General features: G+C 63.8%; 14 protein-coding genes. 3 read left to right on the forward strand and 11 right to left on the reverse strand.

Features of this window, described 5'->3' with window-relative positions:
- The first annotated feature begins 66 nt into the window (after positions 1 to 66).
- Positions 67 to 1,152 (forward strand): hypothetical protein, encoded by a 1,086-nt coding sequence (locus tag I5803_RS10140; RefSeq protein ID WP_196986248.1) that lies wholly within the window; start codon positions 67 to 69, stop codon positions 1,150 to 1,152.
- 847 nt (positions 1,153 to 1,999) lie between these two features.
- Here the strand turns inward: I5803_RS10140 and I5803_RS10145 are convergent.
- Positions 2,000 to 2,542 (reverse strand): hypothetical protein, encoded by a 543-nt coding sequence (locus I5803_RS10145; RefSeq protein WP_196986249.1) that lies wholly within the window; start codon positions 2,540 to 2,542, stop codon positions 2,000 to 2,002.
- Positions 2,543 to 2,660: 118 nt separating this feature from the next.
- Between I5803_RS10145 and I5803_RS10150 the strand changes: the two genes are divergently transcribed.
- Complete coding sequence (locus I5803_RS10150; RefSeq protein ID WP_196986250.1) at positions 2,661 to 3,020, forward strand: helix-turn-helix domain-containing protein; 360 nt, start codon at positions 2,661 to 2,663, stop codon at positions 3,018 to 3,020.
- A 58-nt stretch (positions 3,021 to 3,078) separates the two neighbouring features.
- Here I5803_RS10150 and I5803_RS10155 read toward each other — a convergent pair whose 3' ends face one another.
- From I5803_RS10155 to I5803_RS10175, 5 genes are all read right to left on the reverse strand, one after another.
- Positions 3,079 to 4,134 (reverse strand): phage/plasmid replication protein, II/X family, encoded by a 1,056-nt coding sequence (locus I5803_RS10155; protein WP_196986251.1) that lies wholly within the window; start codon positions 4,132 to 4,134, stop codon positions 3,079 to 3,081.
- Positions 4,135 to 4,678: 544 nt separating this feature from the next.
- On the reverse strand, positions 4,679 to 5,047 hold the full coding sequence (locus tag I5803_RS10160) for an H-NS histone family protein (RefSeq protein ID WP_196986252.1): 369 nt from the start codon (positions 5,045 to 5,047) through the stop codon (positions 4,679 to 4,681).
- Positions 5,048 to 5,084: 37 nt separating this feature from the next.
- Complete coding sequence (locus I5803_RS10165; RefSeq protein WP_196986253.1) at positions 5,085 to 5,432, reverse strand: type I restriction endonuclease subunit M; 348 nt, start codon at positions 5,430 to 5,432, stop codon at positions 5,085 to 5,087.
- Between the two features lie 137 nt (positions 5,433 to 5,569).
- Complete coding sequence (locus I5803_RS10170) at positions 5,570 to 6,847, reverse strand: tyrosine-type recombinase/integrase (RefSeq protein ID WP_196986254.1); 1,278 nt, start codon at positions 6,845 to 6,847, stop codon at positions 5,570 to 5,572.
- A 163-nt stretch (positions 6,848 to 7,010) separates the two neighbouring features.
- Positions 7,011 to 7,907, reverse strand: coding sequence for a LysR family transcriptional regulator (locus I5803_RS10175; protein ID WP_196986255.1), 897 nt, complete (start codon positions 7,905 to 7,907; stop codon positions 7,011 to 7,013).
- Positions 7,908 to 8,005: 98 nt separating this feature from the next.
- Between I5803_RS10175 and I5803_RS10180 the strand changes: the two genes are divergently transcribed.
- A complete protein-coding gene (locus I5803_RS10180; RefSeq protein WP_196986256.1) occupies positions 8,006 to 9,172 on the forward strand; it encodes a mandelate racemase/muconate lactonizing enzyme family protein in 1,167 nt (388 codons plus the stop codon).
- Positions 9,173 to 9,221: 49 nt separating this feature from the next.
- On the opposite strand, the gene I5803_RS10185 is transcribed toward I5803_RS10180, so the two are convergent.
- The 5 genes from I5803_RS10185 to rdgB form a co-directional block, all read right to left on the reverse strand.
- Positions 9,222 to 14,024, reverse strand: a complete 4,803-nt coding sequence (locus tag I5803_RS10185) for an NAD-glutamate dehydrogenase (protein WP_196986257.1) — start codon at positions 14,022 to 14,024, stop codon at positions 9,222 to 9,224.
- A gap of 115 nt (positions 14,025 to 14,139) precedes the next feature.
- Positions 14,140 to 15,099, reverse strand: a complete 960-nt coding sequence (locus I5803_RS10190) for a tripartite tricarboxylate transporter substrate binding protein (protein ID WP_196986258.1) — start codon at positions 15,097 to 15,099, stop codon at positions 14,140 to 14,142.
- On the reverse strand, positions 15,089 to 16,606 hold the full coding sequence (locus I5803_RS10195; RefSeq protein WP_196986259.1) for a class I adenylate-forming enzyme family protein: 1,518 nt from the start codon (positions 16,604 to 16,606) through the stop codon (positions 15,089 to 15,091). The genes I5803_RS10190 and I5803_RS10195 overlap by 11 nt, the downstream gene beginning before the upstream one ends.
- A complete protein-coding gene (gene hemW / locus I5803_RS10200) occupies positions 16,603 to 17,838 on the reverse strand; it encodes a radical SAM family heme chaperone HemW (protein ID WP_196986260.1) in 1,236 nt (411 codons plus the stop codon). Before hemW ends, I5803_RS10195 begins: the two co-directional genes overlap by 4 nt.
- Positions 17,829 to 18,434, reverse strand: a complete 606-nt coding sequence (gene rdgB / locus I5803_RS10205; protein ID WP_196986261.1) for an RdgB/HAM1 family non-canonical purine NTP pyrophosphatase — start codon at positions 18,432 to 18,434, stop codon at positions 17,829 to 17,831. The genes hemW and rdgB overlap by 10 nt, the downstream gene beginning before the upstream one ends.
- Between the last annotated feature and the right edge of the window lie 49 nt (positions 18,435 to 18,483).

Below are 18,483 nucleotides of genomic sequence, written 5' to 3' on the forward strand. Positions count from 1 at the left end.
GGGTAACTCGTGACTGATCCTAGGTGTGGCGAGCGTGCGGCAAACAACTGTGCGAGGATTGGCCTGATGAATCGAGACCTTTCCTTTAATAGGCGCGCCGTCGCAGGCCGTCGCGAGTACGTCCGAAACTTCTCCGTTGCTCATTCGGGAGATACCGAGTTTCAAGGGTTTTTAAAGTGCAAGTTGGTTCATCACCCAAACTATTCCACCATTGTCCCAGACCTCATTTTTCTTGAGGTAGCCTCCAAGCTGTTATGGATTCAACCGCTATTCTTTTTGGCATCACATGTCGGCTTTGATGAAGAGACGGGAGCGGGCCTGTTGATAGTGGATGTGGCGCATGGTGCTCGCGTACAGGTTAGGTTTTCAAGCGACGCTGTGCGTACACATTTGACGGACGGAAGTCTGCTCTATGCCTGCACAGTTCACGGAGTTCCTTACCTGCCGTCGCTCGCTACGGGGGAAGCCAGACTTCTGGGAAACGCCCCCCAAATTCGCCTCTTCCACCACACGTCAGCATCGGCCAAGCGAGATATTCGCAAATCCGGTTACTTTTGGACGTCGAGCTGGAACATCAAGGGAACGGAGAAGTTAGTCAATATCGCATATCTTTATCTCACGCCGCTCGACGAAATTTCGGAAGAGGCTGATCTGCTGCAGATCGCAATGGCCAGCAACGAAAAGATTGGATATCAGGTCGATCAGAATCAAGGTCCAGAGCCAGACCTGATTCTCAAGGTCTACCGCGGGAGCACCCGCAAACGCCGACACGTTCTGGCGGGCTGGGTTTCGTGTGACCAGATCTCACCTGCACCCATCTACCGTCATACGCCTACTGACGGCGCTGTGTACTACGAGGTTGTGAGTCCATTTATTTGCCGGATGGGTGCTCACCCAGACAGCAAAATTTCGATAGTCGATCATGTGTTTATCGCTGATGCACCGAAGCAACTGGATTACGTCGTGGTTGGCGATGCGACATCGGTCGAAGGGCTGGCTGCGCCCTACACGGAGGAAAATACCACCCACATCTGGAAGATCGTGCGAACGGCCCCGAACGATGATTTCGTGTCCTACTGGCGTGATCATGCCAACACGCCTGAATTTGCAGGCATTTCCGTGGAGCTGGCGCAAGTGGTGGCAGCTTCTTAGTTCACCACCGTATTGGGTTAGCGCTTGTCTATGGAACAGTCCATCGAACTGAAGCATAAGGCTCGTTTGCTTGCGATCGTATGCGTGCCACATGAACATCGCGTTGCTTGCCAGCAACCAGGGTGTGGGCATGGCGTTTACGCCGCAATCCACGTGGTCGAAGACAGCGGCGAATTGATAGTACTAGGGTCGACCTGCTTCTCCCGTCGCTACGGTGCCGCTGATGCGCTGGGCGCTGCGAAGTTCGGTGCCGGAGGGGGTCGCTTGCTCACAGACGATGAACGGGCGCTACTAGCCGCAAACACCCGCGACTTGCTTTCCCGATTTGAGGCAGAAGCGCAGACGGCAGCCAATTCGCGATTGGCCGATCAACGTGCACGCGAGTTGGCCAGACAGGAGCTTACTTGCGAGCGCCGAAACGCCAGTCCGTATTCGCCCGAGCCTACACCGTTGCAGCAACAACCAACCCTCCCCAGCTTTTCTCGTTCCGGGTCACGACCTTGGCCTTGGCAGCACCCGAGCCGCACGTCTGTCGCCTTGCTCGAAGCGCCTGGCGGGGCAAAGTGGATCCGCGTGGAACACTGCGACTCGTCCCAGAAGCTAGTACCTTGGCCAGCATTCGAAGGTTGGGAGACTGCACTCCCCAAGGAACTCGGCGTTCCGGATCTATCCATAGCTGCTATCGCCGTGCATGACATAGTCGAAGCACTCGCATTGCTCAGACGAATCGGATTCGCTGGCCCGTACGTTGGCACTTGGCCGGCAGTTTTGCGACGAACCTAGTATGGCTATGACGTCGGACCAGAGTTCAATTCCCGAACCTGTGAGGCGGCATCGGGAAAGGCTGCTAGTTGAAAGTCTCACCCACGCCCCGGTCCGGAAATTCCGCCAACGTGGCAGCCACAAATGGGACCAGCCGCAAAAAATAGTCTAGGCCAACGTCCTTCGCGTAAATCACCGTACCATCATTCTCGGTGATTGATGTGCAGCGAATCACCTCGAACCGATCCGAAATTGGAAGCCCATATAAATATCGTGTCATTTGAGTAGCTCCATTCATTTGTTGCGTACCATGATTCGCGCAAAACAGAACTTCGAGTCTCTCTGCGTTGTCATTACCGTCTCCGGTTGAAATGCATGCCTGCACGATTAAATTAAGCTCAACGGGCGTGCCGCAGTCGTGCTCTAGCTGATGAAGAATGTTTGTCTCCCTCAACAATCTTTCAAGCATCGAATTAACTTGAGCAGCGTTCCGCCGAACGGGTTTAGTTTTTCCGGACGAAAGAAATGAAAGACCGCTGCTGAATTTATAGGCATCTATTTGCCTCATTGATTTGCACTTCGTTGGACGTGTAGATGTGATACGCTTTTTCCATGCGCCATCTTGCATTTCAAGCCATCACAACTCGACTTTCCTGGCCCACCTGACTCGTCTTTCCGAGTCAGCGAGCATGCCAAGCCTGTCTGCTGTAGACGGGAGGGTGGGCCTGCATTTAGGAGAGGCTCATATGAAGAAAAGTGCGCAGTCGCAGTCGCAAGGTCAGTCCCTTGCGAGGAAGCGCAATATGTGGCTCGACGATCCCGAGCCAATCAATCGCCCCACTAGAACGGTGGAATCTGGCCCATCCCAGAAAAAGGGCGCTCTTCGGCCCAAAGGGTTCCCATCAAAGCCCAGAATTGAACCCGCGAATTTCCAGCCATCGCTCATGAAATATGCCGAAGCGGCGAGAGATCTTTCAATTTCAATCAATCATCTTCGCAACCTCATCAACGACGGTAAGCTCAGAAGCGTCAGTGTTGGCCTTCGCGGCCGACGAGTTGCGCGAAGTGACATTGAAGAAGTTATTCGTAACGGCATCCGCAAGTAGGCCGTAATTCCCGGAGGCAGCATCTGAAGACGAACGGATGCTGCCTCCCCTTCGCTCATTAAACTGGGCCCAATTTCCCCTGTTTCATGTCTTCCCATTTCGCTTCTCGCGAGCGAAAGCCCCAGCCTTGCTCGAACATTTGAAGTAGGGTTTTCATGCTCTCGTGCTGCTCACTGGGGGTCAAAACCGAGTCGATATCGAAACCCGTGTGCTCACGGATGTCGCGCCGATCATCGAGCTTTGCGCGCTCGTATTGGTCAAACGCAGCGGTCTGTCCAAGAAGAAACAGCTCAAGACGGATGCGCGTTCTGTCACCTAATTGTTCCATCCCCCTCAAGTCGATCACCTGGCCTTCCTGGGGCAGCACGGCCTTTACACGTTCTGTGAGCAGCTCGCGCGCGTTTTCTGGGGTCCACGTTTCCGGGCGGTTTAGACCCAGACGTTTCAACTCCTGGCCGCGCAGCGTGAGTTCGAAGCGAATCATGCCCTCGGCCTTCTGCGTGAGGGTTTTCCGAGCGCGGACTTGCGACCCCATCGGCCGTTTCTTGAGTTCCAGCGCCTTCAAGTAGGCCTTCATCGTCCAGCGCTTCGAATCTTTGCTCCAGTACAGGGTTTGCCTGCGGTACTGCGTGAAGTTCCATATCTTCGCCACTGTTCGACGATGGAGTGCGCGCATGAAGACCAATGCGTGAGCCTTGCTACCGCACCAGAGGTGATTTGCGTAGTCCACCCGAGTCAACTCGAAGTCACCCGCCCGATAGCTGCGCACCTCTTCGGACGACAACTCTATCCTGGCACGTGCAAGAACCTTGTCGATCAGCTCGATCGCGCCTTGGCGAAGTCTTTCCGTACCGACCAGATTTTGGCCAGTGAGGAACTTCGGCACTGACGCTTCAATGAACAGCACTCCCTGACCGCGCCGACTGCGAAGCCAGGCAAAGGTGCCGAAGCGACTCTTTACGCGGTATCTGCCCTCACGGTAGACAACTCGTTTGGGGTGGAGTTGGTGCAATTGGTAGAGGTCAACGCCATCGGCACGAAGCTTGACGCCTACGGTGTCGAACGTGGAGGAGAACCAAGGCTTTGACTTGCCAGATTCGGACTCGTTATTCATCACTCTGCCCTCCCTATGACTCTCCCTAACCCTCCCATTACTCCCTCATGTCTGCCTCCAGGTCCATACGCGTGGGTGCCTGTGTGCGGGGTATTACGAGTGGGCCGTCTGCGCTTCAGCTTTGCATTCGATGCTCGCGCTGCATCAACGGCACATTGCCGCACGAATGTGTTGGGGCGACGTTCCAACAATGCCACGCGGGGGCGTGTGGAGTTGGCTTCCTTGCTGAATATCATCTTGTTCCTTGCGTGTGGTTGCGCGCCGAAGTCCGACGCCCAAATATTTACAAGTTCAAGGGAATCCAAGAGGCACCACGATCGGACGTCGCGACGTGTGGGACGCATTCGCGTAGGTTTTTTCAACCGGCGGGCTTGCCAGGTGACGGCAATTGCGCGTATCCGTGGGCTTGGTTGCCGAGAGGGGGTACCTTCACTACAGGCTGACGGAAAGGTGTGTTGAGGCCTGTCGGCCACTTGTCGACACTCACGCGACCGAACGCAAGGAGTCTGAGCACCCAGCAGCACTGCTGGGTGCTGATCGAGGTCTACTTCGCAGGCTTTCGCTTGAGGTCGTTGAGCGTCTGGCCGGCGCCTAGCGCGCCCTTCACCCACTCCGGCTGCTCGCCGCGCCCGCTCCACTCGTTCCCTTTGCCATCGGAGAACTTCGCCGGCCTCGGCTTTCGCGCAACCTTTGCAGGCGTTTCTTGGCCCGCGGCTTCCAAATTCTTCTTCCTACGCGGTTTGCGCAATTGTTTACCTAGGCCCAGGTCTCTTGCGGTCAGTGCATAGACCGTTACGGCTTCCTTGATGCGGTTGATGACCGCTACGCGTTCCGTCTTGAGGAGTTCGTCGGCGTCCTTCTGGAGCTTGGCGATTTGGCCTTTCAACGCAGCGTAGGTGGCTTTCTGTTCCATGGTTGATTTTTCAGGTTTGGGTTGAGATGCTTGGCGTCTAATAGTCGCCAGGTGTTAGAAATGTGGTGGTCTCACGATTGGCCTCGGTGACCACCCACAGTTGCGGGTTTAGTTGATGGGTTGCTGTCGGAAGTACCTCACTTTCTGTCTTGAGTTTGTAGATCGACATGAGTTCGCCGCCGCTCTGGAGCGCCAGGCGGTTTGCTATATCCGCTACGGCAGTTACATCGCCCCAATCGGCGGTGACATGCCTCGCGAGTAGCACCTCGACACGGGTGCGATGTGTCGCAATGAGGCGCGCGGCGTTTGGCGTCACGAGAATTTGCCCAAGTTCGAACAAGGGCTTGACGTTGAGCAGGATGATTCGGAATGCAGGCGTGACCATGTCTGACCTCAGGTTGGTCCAGTGGAAATTGCGTGTTGAGTGACCAGCTGACTTGAGACAGGCGCGTGCTAGCGCCACCTGTTGCGCAGGTCAGTTTGATTTGCGGAGGGCGGAGCGATTCGCTCCAAAGACGAGAGCTAGCTCTCGGTTGCCGTTGCTGTCGGTGCGTGCTGCCAGATGTAGTTGGCCCAACTGTCCATCATTTCGCGGCGCTTTTCCAGCATGTCGCTACGCGCGTAGGCGCGGACTGTTTGATCGGTGACAACGTGCGCTAGAGCGAACTCCATTAGCTCGTGCGCATATTGCGTTTCTTCGGAGCCCCAAACTCGAAAGCTCGATCGAAACCCGTGCATCGTGAATGGCTCTTTCAGGCGCTTGAGCAGCTGTGTGAACACCATGTCGCTGTAGGGTTTGCCGGAGGGATTGGCAAACACCAGGTCGCCGTCAGTTGTCGTTCGAAGCTTCTCGGCGAGCTTCATCAACTTCTGTGCACGCTTCGACAGCGGAATGCGATGGGGCCGCCCCGACTTCATGCGTTCGCCTGGAATTGTCCAGTCCTTGTAGCTCTTGTCGAACTCCGACCATCGTGCGCCTCGAACCTCACCCGATCGCGTGGCGTTGAGGACGGCGAACTCGAACGCGATCTTCACCCGATCCGTCGCCGTGCTTTCCCATACTCTTTGCAAGACGCGACCCACCTGAGAATGCGGGCAGGACGCGAAGTGTTTGACCTTGCGCGCCCTGACATTGCCACCAAGCGCGATCTTCACCTGGGTCCAGAATTCCGCATCCGGCGCTTGCACGTGGTCCTTGGCGGCGGCGTAGTTGAAAACAATCCGTATACGCTGAAGCGTACGCGATGCAGTTTCGGCCTTGTCTTTCCAAATTGGCGAAATGGCGCGCAGTATGTCAGCCTTGTCGATATCTGACATGCGCTTCGCCCCGAGCTTAGGAAAGACGTAGGTGGTCAACGTGTTGAGCCACTGAGCACCATGCTTGGCGTTCTTCCAGTCGGCTGAGTATTCTTCGATGTACTCCAGCGCGCATTGCTTAAAGGTCTTGCCTTCGAGTTTTTGTCGCGCAATGCCCGCTGCGCGCTCGTCCTTTGCCTGTCGCCGCGCAGCAATAGGATCAACACCTTCTGCGACTAGCTTCCGAGCTTCGCGGGCGCGCTCCCGCGCTTCTGCCAGCCCAAAGTCGGAGGCAGATCCGAGTCCCATCTCGCGGCGTGAATTGTTTAACGTGTAGCGCAGCACCCAAGAGCGTGTACCAGTTTCGCCAACCTGCAAGTACAAGCCGTGGCCGTCCAGGTGGTAGCCAGGCGCTTTGCCTTTGCTACGCACGGCGGCGTCGTTAAGCAGGTTGTGGCGGGTCACGGCTGCGGCAGCAGGGATGGTTTGGTAGTTACCCCCCATTTTACCCCCCTTTTTTCGTTGTTTTTCGTGGTTTTTGGTAGTACGCCTTGCACCGCCACCGGGGCGCTATGCCGCACCACGCCTAGCGCTGTTGGCTTTTGTTGGTGGCCATTGGTACGCCTTTGAGTTATACTGTAGCAGCCACACTCTCCGCCATTTGCGGCTACTTTGCGGAACTCCAGAACGCCTCCGCCGCCGCACCCAAGGCCCTGCGCTCGCGGTACAGCCTGATCTCGATCGGCACGTTCCAACCGTCATCCGAGGCGGGCACGAGTCGTCCAGCGGCCATGTCCTCCTTCACCAGGATCTCCGGTAGCCACGCCACCCCGCGCCCATCCAGCGCCATCGTGCGCAGCACCGACGCGAGATGTGCGGTGAAAGCCACGCGCACCGGCAGGGATTCCAGCCGCGGCCCCACCACCGCACGCACGATGCGCCCCAGCCCGGACTCGCCGGCGTACTCCAGCACCGGCACGGCCTTCGCCGTCTTGCCCCCCAGCACATGCAGCGGCTTGCCCTGCTTGTTCGCCGCCGACACCGGGACCAGCTTGTCGTGCCCGACCACCACGGACACATAAGCCTCGCCATCCAGCGCCCCCCGCGCCTGCGCATGGGAGTGACTCAGGACGAACTGCACCTTGCTTTGCAGCATCAGCGCCTCGCAGCGCTGCAGCACATCCGACACCAGCTGCACCGGGCCGAGCGTGGTGCGCGCTTCGAGGCCGCGAAGCCACAGCGGCAGGAAGGTGAACGACAGCGCATGCGTCGCGGCGATTCGCAACGTGACCGAGCTCGCCTCCGCCACGATGCGCGCCTCGCCGGGGACGCGGGCTACGCGCGCCAGCAGCTCATCCGCGACGCCGCGAAACCACTCGCCCACTTCGGTGAGCTTCGCGGGCTGCGTGCTGCGGTCGAAGAGCTCCGCGCCAAGCCATTCCTCCAACGCGCGGATCCTGCGGCTGAACGCGGGCTGCGTCATATGCCGCTCGTCGGCGGCGCGGGAGAAATTGCCCGTCGCAGCGAGCACACGGAAGTCTTCGAGCCAGAGAAAGTTCAGCATCGGTGCCTCCAGGGCATTGAAGCAGAGAAATTGGGCATTGGCGCAAGCGGCCGGGATCGCGGACGATTCAGTTTTGGCAGGAACCCGAGGACACACCCATGAAGATCGTCGACATTCGCGAAGTCACCCTTCCCATCAGCTCCCCCATCCGCAACGCCTACATCGACTTTAGCAAGATGACGCTGAGCCTCGTGGCGGTCATCACCGACGTCGTGCAGGGCGGCAAGCCGGTGGTCGGTTACGGCTTCAACTCCAACGGCCGCTACGGCCAGGGCAAGCTGATGCGCGAACGCTTCATCCCGCGCGTGATGGAAGCCAGCGCGGAATCGCTGATGTCCGATGACGGCAAGAACATCGATCCGCACAAGGTGTGGAACACGATGTTCACCAACGAAAAGCCCGGCGGCCACGGCGAGCGATCGGTGGCGATCGGCACGATCGACATGGCCGTGTGGGATGCCGTCGCGAAGATCGAGGGCAAGCCCCTCTTCCAGTTGCTGGCCGACCGCTACGGCAACGGCAAACCCAATCGCGATGTGTTCGTGTATGCCGCGGGCGGTTACTACTACCCCGGGCAGGACCACGGCAAGCTGAAGGACGAGATGCGCAGCTACATCGACCGGGGCTATACGGTCGTCAAGAAGAAGATCGGCGGCGCGTCGCTCGATGAAGACCTGCGCCGCATCGACTCGATCCTCTCCGTGCTGCAGGACGGCCAGAAGCTCGCGGTGGACGCGAACGGGCGCTTCGACCTCGACACCGCGATCGCGTATGCAAAGGCCCTGTCGCAGTACGACCTGTTCTGGTACGAGGAAGCGGGCGATCCGCTCGACTACGAACTGCAGGCGACGCTGCGCAACTACTACAGGAACCCGATGGCCACGGGCGAGAACCTGTTCTCGATGAAGGATGCGCGCAACCTGATCCGCCATGGCGGCATGCGCCCCGACCGCGACTGGCTGCAGTTCGATTGCGCCTTGAGCTACGGCCTCGTCGAATACCTGCGCACGCTCGACATGCTCAAGGAACATGGCTGGTCCGCGAGCCGCTGCATCCCGCACGGCGGCCACCAGATGTCGCTGAACATCGCGGCGGGCCTGGGCCTGGGCGGCAACGAGTCCTACCCGGACCTGTTCCAGCCCTTCGGCGGCTTCCCCGACGGCGTGAAGGTGAAGAACGGCTATGTGACGCTGCCCGACCTTCCGGGCATCGGCTTCGAAGGCAAGGCGGACCTGTACCGCGAGATGCAGGCGCTGTCGGCCTGATCCCGCGGTCCCCGCTTCAGTCCTTCAGTCCCCGCACCGGTCCCGCGCTTCAGTCCTGCACGAGGTTGCGCAGTTCGCGCAGCGCGACGGACAGCATCGCGAGGTCGGGGTTGGGCGTGTCGGCGAGGTCGCCCACGAGGCGCCGCGCGCGCGCGAATGCCATCGGGTTGCGCGCTTCCCACGCGGAGAGTTTCTCCGCGGCGGTGCCCGCGTCGCCCTTGACGGTGTCGAGGGCGATGGTGTGGCGAAGGCCACCCAGGTCCTCTGCCAATGCGACTTTCGCCATCGCCTGCCAGTGGTTGTCGGCGGGGAGGAGGTCGATCTGCTGGCGCAGGCGCTCGAGGCCCAGGCGCTCGCCCACGCCGAAGTGCACGTCGGCCGTGACGTCCAGGCGTCGCTGCGCGGAATCGGAAATCTCCGCGATGTCCAGTGCGCTGAAGAGGCGGTCCGCCGCGTTCACCTGCAGCGCGAGGTCGCGCGGCACGCCGGCGGCGATCCACTGCGAAACGCGCGGCGACTCCGCGCCTTCCGGCTCCAGCCGCTCGCGCAGCGCCGCCACGGCGGGCTGCAACTTCTGCGCGACGCGCTCCATCGGCTCCTGCAGGCGCCGCGAGCGCAGGAACCATCCTGTCGCGCGGGCAATCAGGCGGCGCCACTCGATGATGAGTTCGCCCTGCACGTCGTCGCTGACCTGGTTGTCCAGCGCCTCGATGCGCTGCCACAGCGCGACGCTGGAGAACACTTCGCGCGACAGGAGGTAGGCACGCACGACCTGCGCCGGCGCGGCGCCGGTCACCTCGGACACCTGGTGCACGAAGGTCGGGCCGACGCGGTTGATCATGCTGTTGAGCACGTGCGTGGAGATGATCTCGCGCCGCAGCGGATGCGCCGCGATCTCCTGCGGGAAGTCGCGCTGCAGCGCCGAAGGGAAGTAACGCGCCAACGCCGTTTCGACCCACGGGTCTTCGGGCAGGTTGGATTCCAGCAGCTCGTCGTACACCCACATCTTGCAATAGGCGAGCAGCACCGCCTGCTCCGGCGTGGTGAGGCCCAGGCCGCGCGTCTTGCGCTCGGCGAGCTCGTCGTCCGTGGGCAGGAATTCGATGGCGCGGTTCAGCCGCCCGTTCTTCTCGAGGAAGCGCATGAAGCGAGCCTGTTCATCGAGCAACTGCGGCGCGAGCCGCTTGCCGATGGACAGCGCCTGCGTCTGGAAGTAGTTATCGCGCAGCACGAGCGCCGCGACGTCGTCCGTCATGGTCGGCAGGATGGCGTTGCGCTTGGCTTCATCGATGCGGCCCTTGCCTACAGCGAGCCCCAGCAGGATCTTGATGTTCACCTCGTGGTCGGAGGTGTCCACGCCCGCGGAGTTGTCGATCGCATCGGTGTACAGGCGCACGCCGGCCAGCGCGGCTTCCACGCGGCCTCTTTGCGTGAAGCCGAGATTGCCGCCCTCGCCCACGACCTTGCATCGCAGTTCGTTGCCGTTGATGCGCAGCGCGTCGTTGGCGCGATCGCCCACATCGGCATGGGTTTCGCTCGATGCCTTCACGTACGTGCCGATGCCGCCGTTGTAGAGCAGGTCGACCGGTGCTTTCAGGATGGCGGACACGAGCTCCGTCGGGGCCAGCTTGTCCGCCGTGATGCCGAGCGCTTCCCTTGCCTGCGGCGAGATCGGGATGGACTTTTCCGAACGGGCCCAGATGCCTCCACCGGCGGAGATGAGCTTCGATTCGTAGTCCGCCCACGAGGAGCGCGGCAGCGCGAAGAGGCGCTGGCGTTCCGCGAAGGAGGCCGCCGCATCGGGATTCGGGTCGATGAAGATGTGCCGATGGTCGAAGGCTGCGACGAGGTGGATGTGCGGCGACAGCAGCATGCCGTTGCCGAAGACGTCTCCCGACATGTCGCCGATCCCCGCGACTGTGAACGCCCGCGACTGCGTGTTCACGCCCATCTCGCGGAAATGCCGCTTGACGCTCTCCCACGCCCCGCGCGCCGTGATGCCCATGACCTTGTGGTCATAGCCCACGCTGCCGCCCGATGCGAACGCATCGCCCAGCCAGTGGCCGTATTCCAGGCTGACCTGGTTCGCGAAGTCGGAGAAGGTGGCCGTTCCTTTGTCCGCTGCCACCACGAGATACGGGTCGTCGCCGTCGATGCGTACCACCTGCGGCGGCGCCACCGGCTTGCCGCCGACGAGGTTGTCGGTGATGTCCAGCAGGCCTCGCAGGTAGTCCTGGTAGCAGGCGATGCCTTCCTTCATGAACGCATCGCGATCGGATTGCGGGGGCGCCTTCTTCAGCACGAAGCCGCCCTTGGAGCCCACCGGCACGATCACGGTGTTCTTCACCATCTGCGCCTTCACCAGGCCCAGCACCTCGGTGCGGAAGTCGTCCGGCCGGTCGGACCAGCGCAGGCCGCCGCGCGCGACCTTGCCGCCGCGCAGGTGGATGCCCTCGAAGCGCGGCGAGTACACGAAGATTTCGTACAGCGGGCGCGGCTGCGGCAGGCCCGGGATCTTCGACGAGTCGAACTTGAAGCTGAGGAACGCGCGGCGCGGCCCCGGTGCGCCGGAGTGGCCCACGCCCGTGCGCCAGTAGTTCGTGCGCAAGGTCGCATCCACCAGGGCGAGCAGCTGGCGCAGCACGCGGTCCTCGTTGAGGTTGCTGACTTTCTCCAGCGCCTTCTCGATGCCGTTCACCTGCGCCTGCGCGCCTTCGGCATCGGCGTTCTGCGGGTCGAAGCGCAGCTTGAACAGGCCCACCAGCATGCGCGCGATGCGCGGATGCGTGGAGAGCGTCGCGGCAATCGTCGCCTGCGACTGCGCGAAGCCGATCTGCTTGAGGTACTTCGCATAGGCGCGCAGCACCGCGACCTCTTCCGCGGACAGGTTGGCCAGCAGCACGAGGCGGTTGAAATCGTCGCTTTCGACGTCGCCGTTCAGCACGCGGGCGAACGCGTCCTCGAAGAGCGGACCTGCCGTCGCGGGGTCGGCCTCGACACCGGCGGGCGCCTGCAGTTCGAAGTCGTGCAGCGAGATCGCGCCATCGCCCACGCGGTAGCTGCTCTCGCCCATGACGCGCACGCCCATGTGTTCGAGCATCGGCAGGCTGTCGGAGAGGACGAGGGGCGAGCCGCGGCGGTAGACCTTCAGGCCGAGCGTGCCGGCGTTGCCTGCCGGGCGGTAGAGCGAGAGTTGCAGCGGCGCGGACGCGGTGACAGCAGCGAGCTTGCGCGCGTCGGGCAGGGCGTCGCGTGCCGTCACACGATCGCGATACGCAGCCGGGAACGCAGCGCTCCATTGCTTGAACAGGGCGAGGCCCGCTGCCTCACCTTCGCTTTCGACGAGCGCGTCGCGCAGGTCGTCGTCCCAGCGCCGCGCGGCGGCGGCCAGTTGCCGCTCGATGTCCTTTCGGTCGTAGGAGGGAATCTGCCCGGGTGTCGTGCGGACCGTGAAGTGGATGCGCGCGAGTACCGCATCGCTGAGCAGCACGTCGAATTCCGCGCTCGCGCCGCCCAGCGCGGCCATGAGGATGCGCTGGAACTTCACGCGCAGGTCGGTGGAGTACGCCTCGCGCGGCACGTAGACCATGCAGGAGACGAAGCGGTCGAAAGGGTCGCGCCACATGAACAGGCGCAGGCGCTGCCGCTCGCCGAGCGACACGATGCCCAGCGCGGTTTCGAAAAGTTCGTCGTCGGGAATCTGGAAGAGCTCGTCGCGCGGATAGGTTTCCAGCACGTGGTCCAGCGCCTTCGCGAGGTGGCCGCCGGGCGGCAGGCCCGCCTTGGTCGCGATCGCGCCGACTTTGCCGCGCAGCAGCGGCGTTTCCGCGACGCGCGCGCTGTAGGCGGTGGAGGTGAAGAGGCCGATGAAGCGATGCTCGCCCGTCACCCGGCCCTGCGCGTCGTAGCGCTTGACGCCGATGTAGTCGGTGTAGCCCGCGCGGTGCACGGTCGAACGTGTATTGGCCTTGGTCACCACGAGCACCGGCAAGGGCGCGCGGGCGAGCGCGCGCGCGGTCGCGGGCAGCGCGGCGAAGCTCGCGGACATCTCGCCGGTCTGGGATTCGCGCAGCAGGCCCAAGCCGCTGCCCTTCACGAGCCGCAGGCCTTCGGCGCCGCCATCTTCCACGAGGTCGTGCTGCCGGTACCCCAGCAACGTCATGTGGCCGTCGGCGAGCCACTGCAGGAACGCGCGGCTCTCCGCGACGTTCGCCTGCGGCAACGAGGCCGGTGCGCGGCCGAGCTCGGCGATCGCTTCCTGCAGACGCCCGAGCATGGCCTGCCAGTCGGTCACGGCGGCGCGCACGTCGGCCAGCACACGTTCGATGCCTGCCGCCAGGGTGTCGCGTTGCTCCGCATCGATCAGGCGGTCTACCTCGATGTGCATCCAGGACTCGCGCGGAACGCCGGGCGACGCGGAGGCGGGCGAGACGGCCTTGAGCACGCCGCTCGCATCGCGCTGCACCGCGAAGATCGGGTGCACGATGAGATGCAGCGTGAGGCCCTGCCGGTTGATCTCGAGGCTCGTGGAATCCACGAGGAAGGGCATGTCGTCGTTGACGATCTGGATGACGGAGTGCTTCGAGGTCCAGCCGTCCTGCGCCTGGCTCGGCTCGAAGATGCGCATCTTCGGCGTGCCGGGCTCGCGCGATTGCGCGAGCTGCAGGTGCGACTCCAGGGCGCCGAGCAGGTCTTCGGGCGTTCGCTCGGCCAGGTCGTCCGCATCCATGCGGCTGAAATACTCACGGGCGAAGCCCTGGATAATTTGGGAGCGGTGCGCGTCGGACCGGGTCGCGGCGAGCGCGATGACAGCGTCCACACGGTTGTGCAGCGCCGCAATGTTGGCATTCATGGATGTCCCCTAGGTAGGCAGACGGCTACTCTAGGCTCGGCGCCGTCCTCACGCAAATGCCGGATGCACGCGGGTGCCATGCAAAGACGGCATGTGTCGCCAGTACCGGTGAAAGCTATTGGGGCTTGAGGCCGATCGCGTCGGCGAGGCGCCGGTAATAGTCGAGCCGGTCGGCGAGGGTGGCGGCGAGCTTCTCCGGTGGCCCGACCTCATCCGCGCTCGAGCCGCGGGCGCGCATGAACTCGCGCACCGGCGGGTCCTTCAGTAGCGAGGCGAATTCACGATTCAACCTCCTGATGGTCTCCGCCGGCGTGCCGGCGGGAGCAAACACGCCGAGGAAGCCGACCACCACGAAGCCCGGCCACTGCTCCTTGAGCAAGGGAAGCCGTTCGAACGGCGCCATCACCGGCGTCGTTCCGCTGGTGGCGATGGGGACCACGCGTCCGCCGTCGAGAAACGGCAGGGCGGCGTCGTACGGCGCCAGCATCACATCGGCGTGCCCCCCCACGAGCGCCTGGATCGCGGGCGCGACGCCGGGATAGGGAACGGTGACGACAGCGCCGCCGAGCGCCTGCCGGAGCTGCTCGCAGCCCAGCCCCATCTCGCCGGGCGGCGCCGCGCAGTTCAGTCCGCCGGGCTGGGCGGCCGCCGCGCCGGCGAGGTCGCGAGGGCCGGAGACGGGCAGGCCCTTTCGCACCAGCACGACCATGCCCGCGCGCGTCAGCTCCGCCACCGGCGCCAGGTCGCGCGCGGGGTCGAACGAGAGCTTGTTCAAGACCGCATTCGTCGCGACGAATCCCGAGCCGAGCAGCAGGGTGCGCCCATCCGAGGGCGCACGGACCACATATTCGGTCCCGATGATCGCGTTCGCCCCGGGCCGGTTGTCGACGATCACCGTCTCCTTCAGGTCGCGGGAAAGGCCCGTCGCGAGCACGCGCCCGACCACGTCCAGCGGCCCGCCGGCCGTCGTCGGCACCACGATCCGTATCGGTGCCTGCGCCGCCGCGCTGCACGCCGCGGCGATCAGCGCGGCCGCTGCAATGGCGCGCACGATGCGGCGCAATCTAATTCGCATGGGCAGAATCGTCGGGGCCGGAATCGCCGATGGCCTTCTCGATGCGCGCCTGCAGCTCACCGCGCATCAGCTTACCCGCCTCGTTCTTCGGCAGCGACTCCACGAAGAGCACGAGCGAAGGCGTGGCGAGCCGCCCGAGCCTCTCGCGCACGTGTGCACGCAGTTCGCGCGTCTCGAACGCGAACCGGGCCACCACGGCCGCGGCCAGCGCCTTGCGGCCATTGCGTTGCAGGACTTCCACGGCCGCCGCTTCGATCACCTGGGGATGGCTGGCCATCGCGTCTTCCACCTGCGCCGGATTGACCTTCACGCCCTGCAGGTTGATGAGGTCGTCGTTGCGGCCGCCGAGCACGAGGTAGCCCTCGTCGTCCAGCGCGCCCACGTCGCCGGGGTAGTACCAGCCGTCGCGGAACACCTGCGCCGTCGCATCGGGGTTGCCGAGGTAAGAGGAGGCCATCGCGGCAGAGCGGAAACGCAGGCGTCCCGCTTCGCCCGGAGGCAGCGGCCGGTCGCTGTCGTCGACGGCTTGCGCGGTGATCCAGGGCATCACGCGGCCCGCGGATTCCGGACGCGCGAGGTGCGAATGGTGATCCGATCGCGCGAGCGTGCCCGTCTCGGTAGACCCGTAGGTGACCTGCAGATTGGGGCAGACCTTGTCCTGCAGCCCCTGCCGCAGCGCGGGCGGCACCGTCGCGCCGCCCAGCAGCAGCGAGCGAAGCGCGGGCAACCGTGGCGCGCCGACGGCCGACGCGTGTTCGAGCAGCGTGAACGCGATCGCCGTCGTCGTCAGTGCCTGGGTGGCGCGGTGTTGCGAGGCGGCCTCGAAGAAAGCGCCGGGCTGGATGGAATCGGAGAGGATCACCGCGCCTCCGCCTGCGAGCTGCATCATCGCGTGGCCCATGCCCAGGCCGATGCCCAGGTCGGCGAACACGAGCAGGCGCTCACCGGGCCCCGCCGCATACACGTCGAGTGACACGCGATGCAGGCGCGCCACCTGGCCGTGCGTCCAGGGGATGCTCTTGCCCTCGCCAGTCGTCCCCGACGACAGGCCGATGCGCCAGGGGCGGTCCTCGAGGCCCTGTGCCAGCTTGGGAACGACCGCGTCCTGCGGCAGGGGCGCGAAGAGCGATTGCGCCGTGATCGCGCGCAGGCCCGGCACGCCTTGCTGCGCCTGCGCAGGACCGGCGTCGTCGCCCTGCACCCACGCGCTCACGCCGTTTCGCAGGAACACCTGCGCCCGCTTGCCCGCGTTCCAACCCGGCTGCACCAGCGTGGAAACGGCGCCCAGCCGCGCGAGCGCCATCACGATCACGAGGTAGGCCTGCGGGTTCATCTTCGCGACGGCCACGCAATCGCCCTGCGCGACGCCTTGTGCCTGCAGGTGACTGGCGGCGCGCGCCGCGTTCTGCCAGAGCTGCCGGTAGGTGAGCGTGTTGGCCCCGAGGATCAGCGCCGGACGCTGGGGATACGCGCGGACCTGCCGCGCAATGGAGTCGAGGACGTTCATGGGACTGCCGGCGCCTCGGGCGCGAGGAAGAGCGACTGCAGGTCGCTCAGGAAATCGAAACCGCGCGTCGTGGGACGCACGTGGCTCATGTCGCGCTCGACGAGTCCCTTGGCCAGCGCTTCGGCCAGGGGCGCCGCGATCGCGGTGGGGGCGAGGCCCGTGCGCTCGGTGAACTGGTTCAATGCGAACCCTTCCTTCAGCCGCAGGGCATTGAGCATGAACTCGAAGGGCAATTGCGCACGCGGCACTTCGTCCTCCTGCGCCAGCGGCCGGCCCGCGAGCGCGTTGTCCATGTACAGGCGCGGCTCGCGGTAGCGCACCTGGCGCACCACGCGATGCGGAAAACTCAGCTTGCTGTGCGCACCGGCGCCAATGCCCAGGTAATCGCCGAACTGCCAGTAGTTGAGGTTGTGCCAGCAGCGGTGGCCAGGCTTCGCATACGCCGACACCTCGTAGCGTTCCATGCCTGCGCCGCCGGTCACTTCGGTGATGCGGTCGAGCATCGCGTAGGCCGTGTCGTCGTCGGGCACGCGCGGCGGGAACTTCGCGAAGTACGTGTTGGGCTCGATGGTGAGGTGATAGACGGACAGGTGCGGCGGCGCCAGGGCCATCGCCTGCGCGAGATCCTGCTCCAGCTGCGCCATCGACTGGCCCGGCAGGGCATACATAAGGTCGAGGTTGAAGGTGCCGAAGGCCTGCTGTGCTTCCTCCACCGCGGCGATCGCCTGCGCGCGGTCATGCACGCGCCCGAGCGCGGCAAGGTGCGCATCGTTGAAACTCTGCACCCCGACCGAGAGGCGGGTGACGCCTGCGCCTCGGAATGCGCGGAAGCGATCCTTCTCGAAAGTGCCCGGGTTCGCTTCGAGCGTGATCTCGCAATCGGGCTCCAGCTTCAGGCGGGCGCGCACGTCGCCGAGCAGGCGGTCGATCCCGCCCGGAGAAAACAGGCTGGGCGTGCCGCCGCCGATGAAGATGCTGTGGATCGTGCGTCCCCAGATGAGCGGCAACGCGGCTTCGAGATCCGCGACGAGCGCGTCGAGGTAGCGTTTCTCCGGCAGTTCGCCGCGCGCCATCTCGTGGGAATTGAAGTCGCAGTACGGGCACTTCTTCAGGCACCACGGCAGGTGGATGTACAGCGACAGCGGGGGCAGCGCAGCGAGCTGCAAGGTGCCGGGCCGCAGGTAGTGCTGCACGTCGCGCGGCGGCGGCACCATCGTGACGTTCACAGCCATCGCTCCCGGATCAGGGCGAGCATCTGCCGCGCGGCCTTGCCGCGATGGCTGTTGGCGTTCTTCACCTCCACGGGCAATTGCGCAAAGGTCTTGCCGAATTCGGGGATGAACATCACGGGGTCGAAGCCGAAGCCGTTGTCGCCCACGGGCTCGCGCGCGATCTCGCCGGCGACGCGCCCTGCCGCGATGAGCGGCTCCGGGTCCTGCGGGGCGCGCACGGCGACGAGCGTGCTCACGAGGGCGGCGCGCCGGTCGGCATGGCCCTGCAATTGTTCGAGCAGGGCCCTCACGTTGTTGGCATCGCCCTTCTCGTAGCCGAACTGCGTGGCATAGAACGCGGTGTCGACGCCGGGCAGCCCGCCGAAGGCTTCCACGCAAAGCCCCGCATCGTCGGCAATCGCGGGCAGGCCGCTCGCTTGCGAGGCATGGCGCGCCTTCGCGAGCGCGTTCTCCACGAAGGTGCGGAAGGGCTCGTCCGCTTCGGGAATGCCCAGCTCGGATTGGGGAACGAGTTCGATGCCGAGCGGCGCAAACATCGCGCGCAGCTCGGCGAGCTTGCCGCGGTTGTTGGAGGCCAGGACGATGCGGGAAATCATGGGACTGATTGTCGCTCCGGAGGGACCCCGATGCCCTCACCCCTGCCCT

It is taken from the genome of Caenimonas aquaedulcis, assembly GCF_015831345.1.
GTDB classification, from domain to species: domain Bacteria; phylum Pseudomonadota; class Gammaproteobacteria; order Burkholderiales; family Burkholderiaceae_C; genus Ramlibacter; species Ramlibacter aquaedulcis.

Excerpts from the sequence above, each read along its gene's own strand:
- I5803_RS10150 (WP_196986250.1), top strand. The coding sequence starts at position 2,661 with ATGAAGAAAAGTGCGCAGTCGCAGTCGCAAGGTCAGTCCCTTGCGAGG.
- I5803_RS10195 (WP_196986259.1), bottom strand. The coding sequence starts at position 16,606 with ATGAACGTCCTCGACTCCATTGCGCGGCAGGTCCGCGCGTATCCCCAG.
- I5803_RS10170 (WP_196986254.1), bottom strand. The coding sequence starts at position 6,847 with ATGGGGGGTAACTACCAAACCATCCCTGCTGCCGCAGCCGTGACCCGC.
- I5803_RS10155 (WP_196986251.1), bottom strand. The coding sequence starts at position 4,134 with ATGAATAACGAGTCCGAATCTGGCAAGTCAAAGCCTTGGTTCTCCTCC.
- I5803_RS10185 (WP_196986257.1), bottom strand. The coding sequence starts at position 14,024 with ATGAATGCCAACATTGCGGCGCTGCACAACCGTGTGGACGCTGTCATC.
- I5803_RS10140 (WP_196986248.1), top strand. The coding sequence starts at position 67 with ATGAATCGAGACCTTTCCTTTAATAGGCGCGCCGTCGCAGGCCGTCGC.
- rdgB (WP_196986261.1), bottom strand. The coding sequence starts at position 18,434 with ATGATTTCCCGCATCGTCCTGGCCTCCAACAACCGCGGCAAGCTCGCC.
- I5803_RS10175 (WP_196986255.1), bottom strand. The coding sequence starts at position 7,907 with ATGCTGAACTTTCTCTGGCTCGAAGACTTCCGTGTGCTCGCTGCGACG.
- I5803_RS10145 (WP_196986249.1), bottom strand. The coding sequence starts at position 2,542 with ATGCAAGATGGCGCATGGAAAAAGCGTATCACATCTACACGTCCAACG.
- hemW (WP_196986260.1), bottom strand. The coding sequence starts at position 17,838 with ATGGCTGTGAACGTCACGATGGTGCCGCCGCCGCGCGACGTGCAGCAC.
- I5803_RS10165 (WP_196986253.1), bottom strand. The coding sequence starts at position 5,432 with ATGGTCACGCCTGCATTCCGAATCATCCTGCTCAACGTCAAGCCCTTG.
- I5803_RS10160 (WP_196986252.1), bottom strand. The coding sequence starts at position 5,047 with ATGGAACAGAAAGCCACCTACGCTGCGTTGAAAGGCCAAATCGCCAAG.
- I5803_RS10190 (WP_196986258.1), bottom strand. The coding sequence starts at position 15,099 with ATGCGAATTAGATTGCGCCGCATCGTGCGCGCCATTGCAGCGGCCGCG.
- I5803_RS10180 (WP_196986256.1), top strand. The coding sequence starts at position 8,006 with ATGAAGATCGTCGACATTCGCGAAGTCACCCTTCCCATCAGCTCCCCC.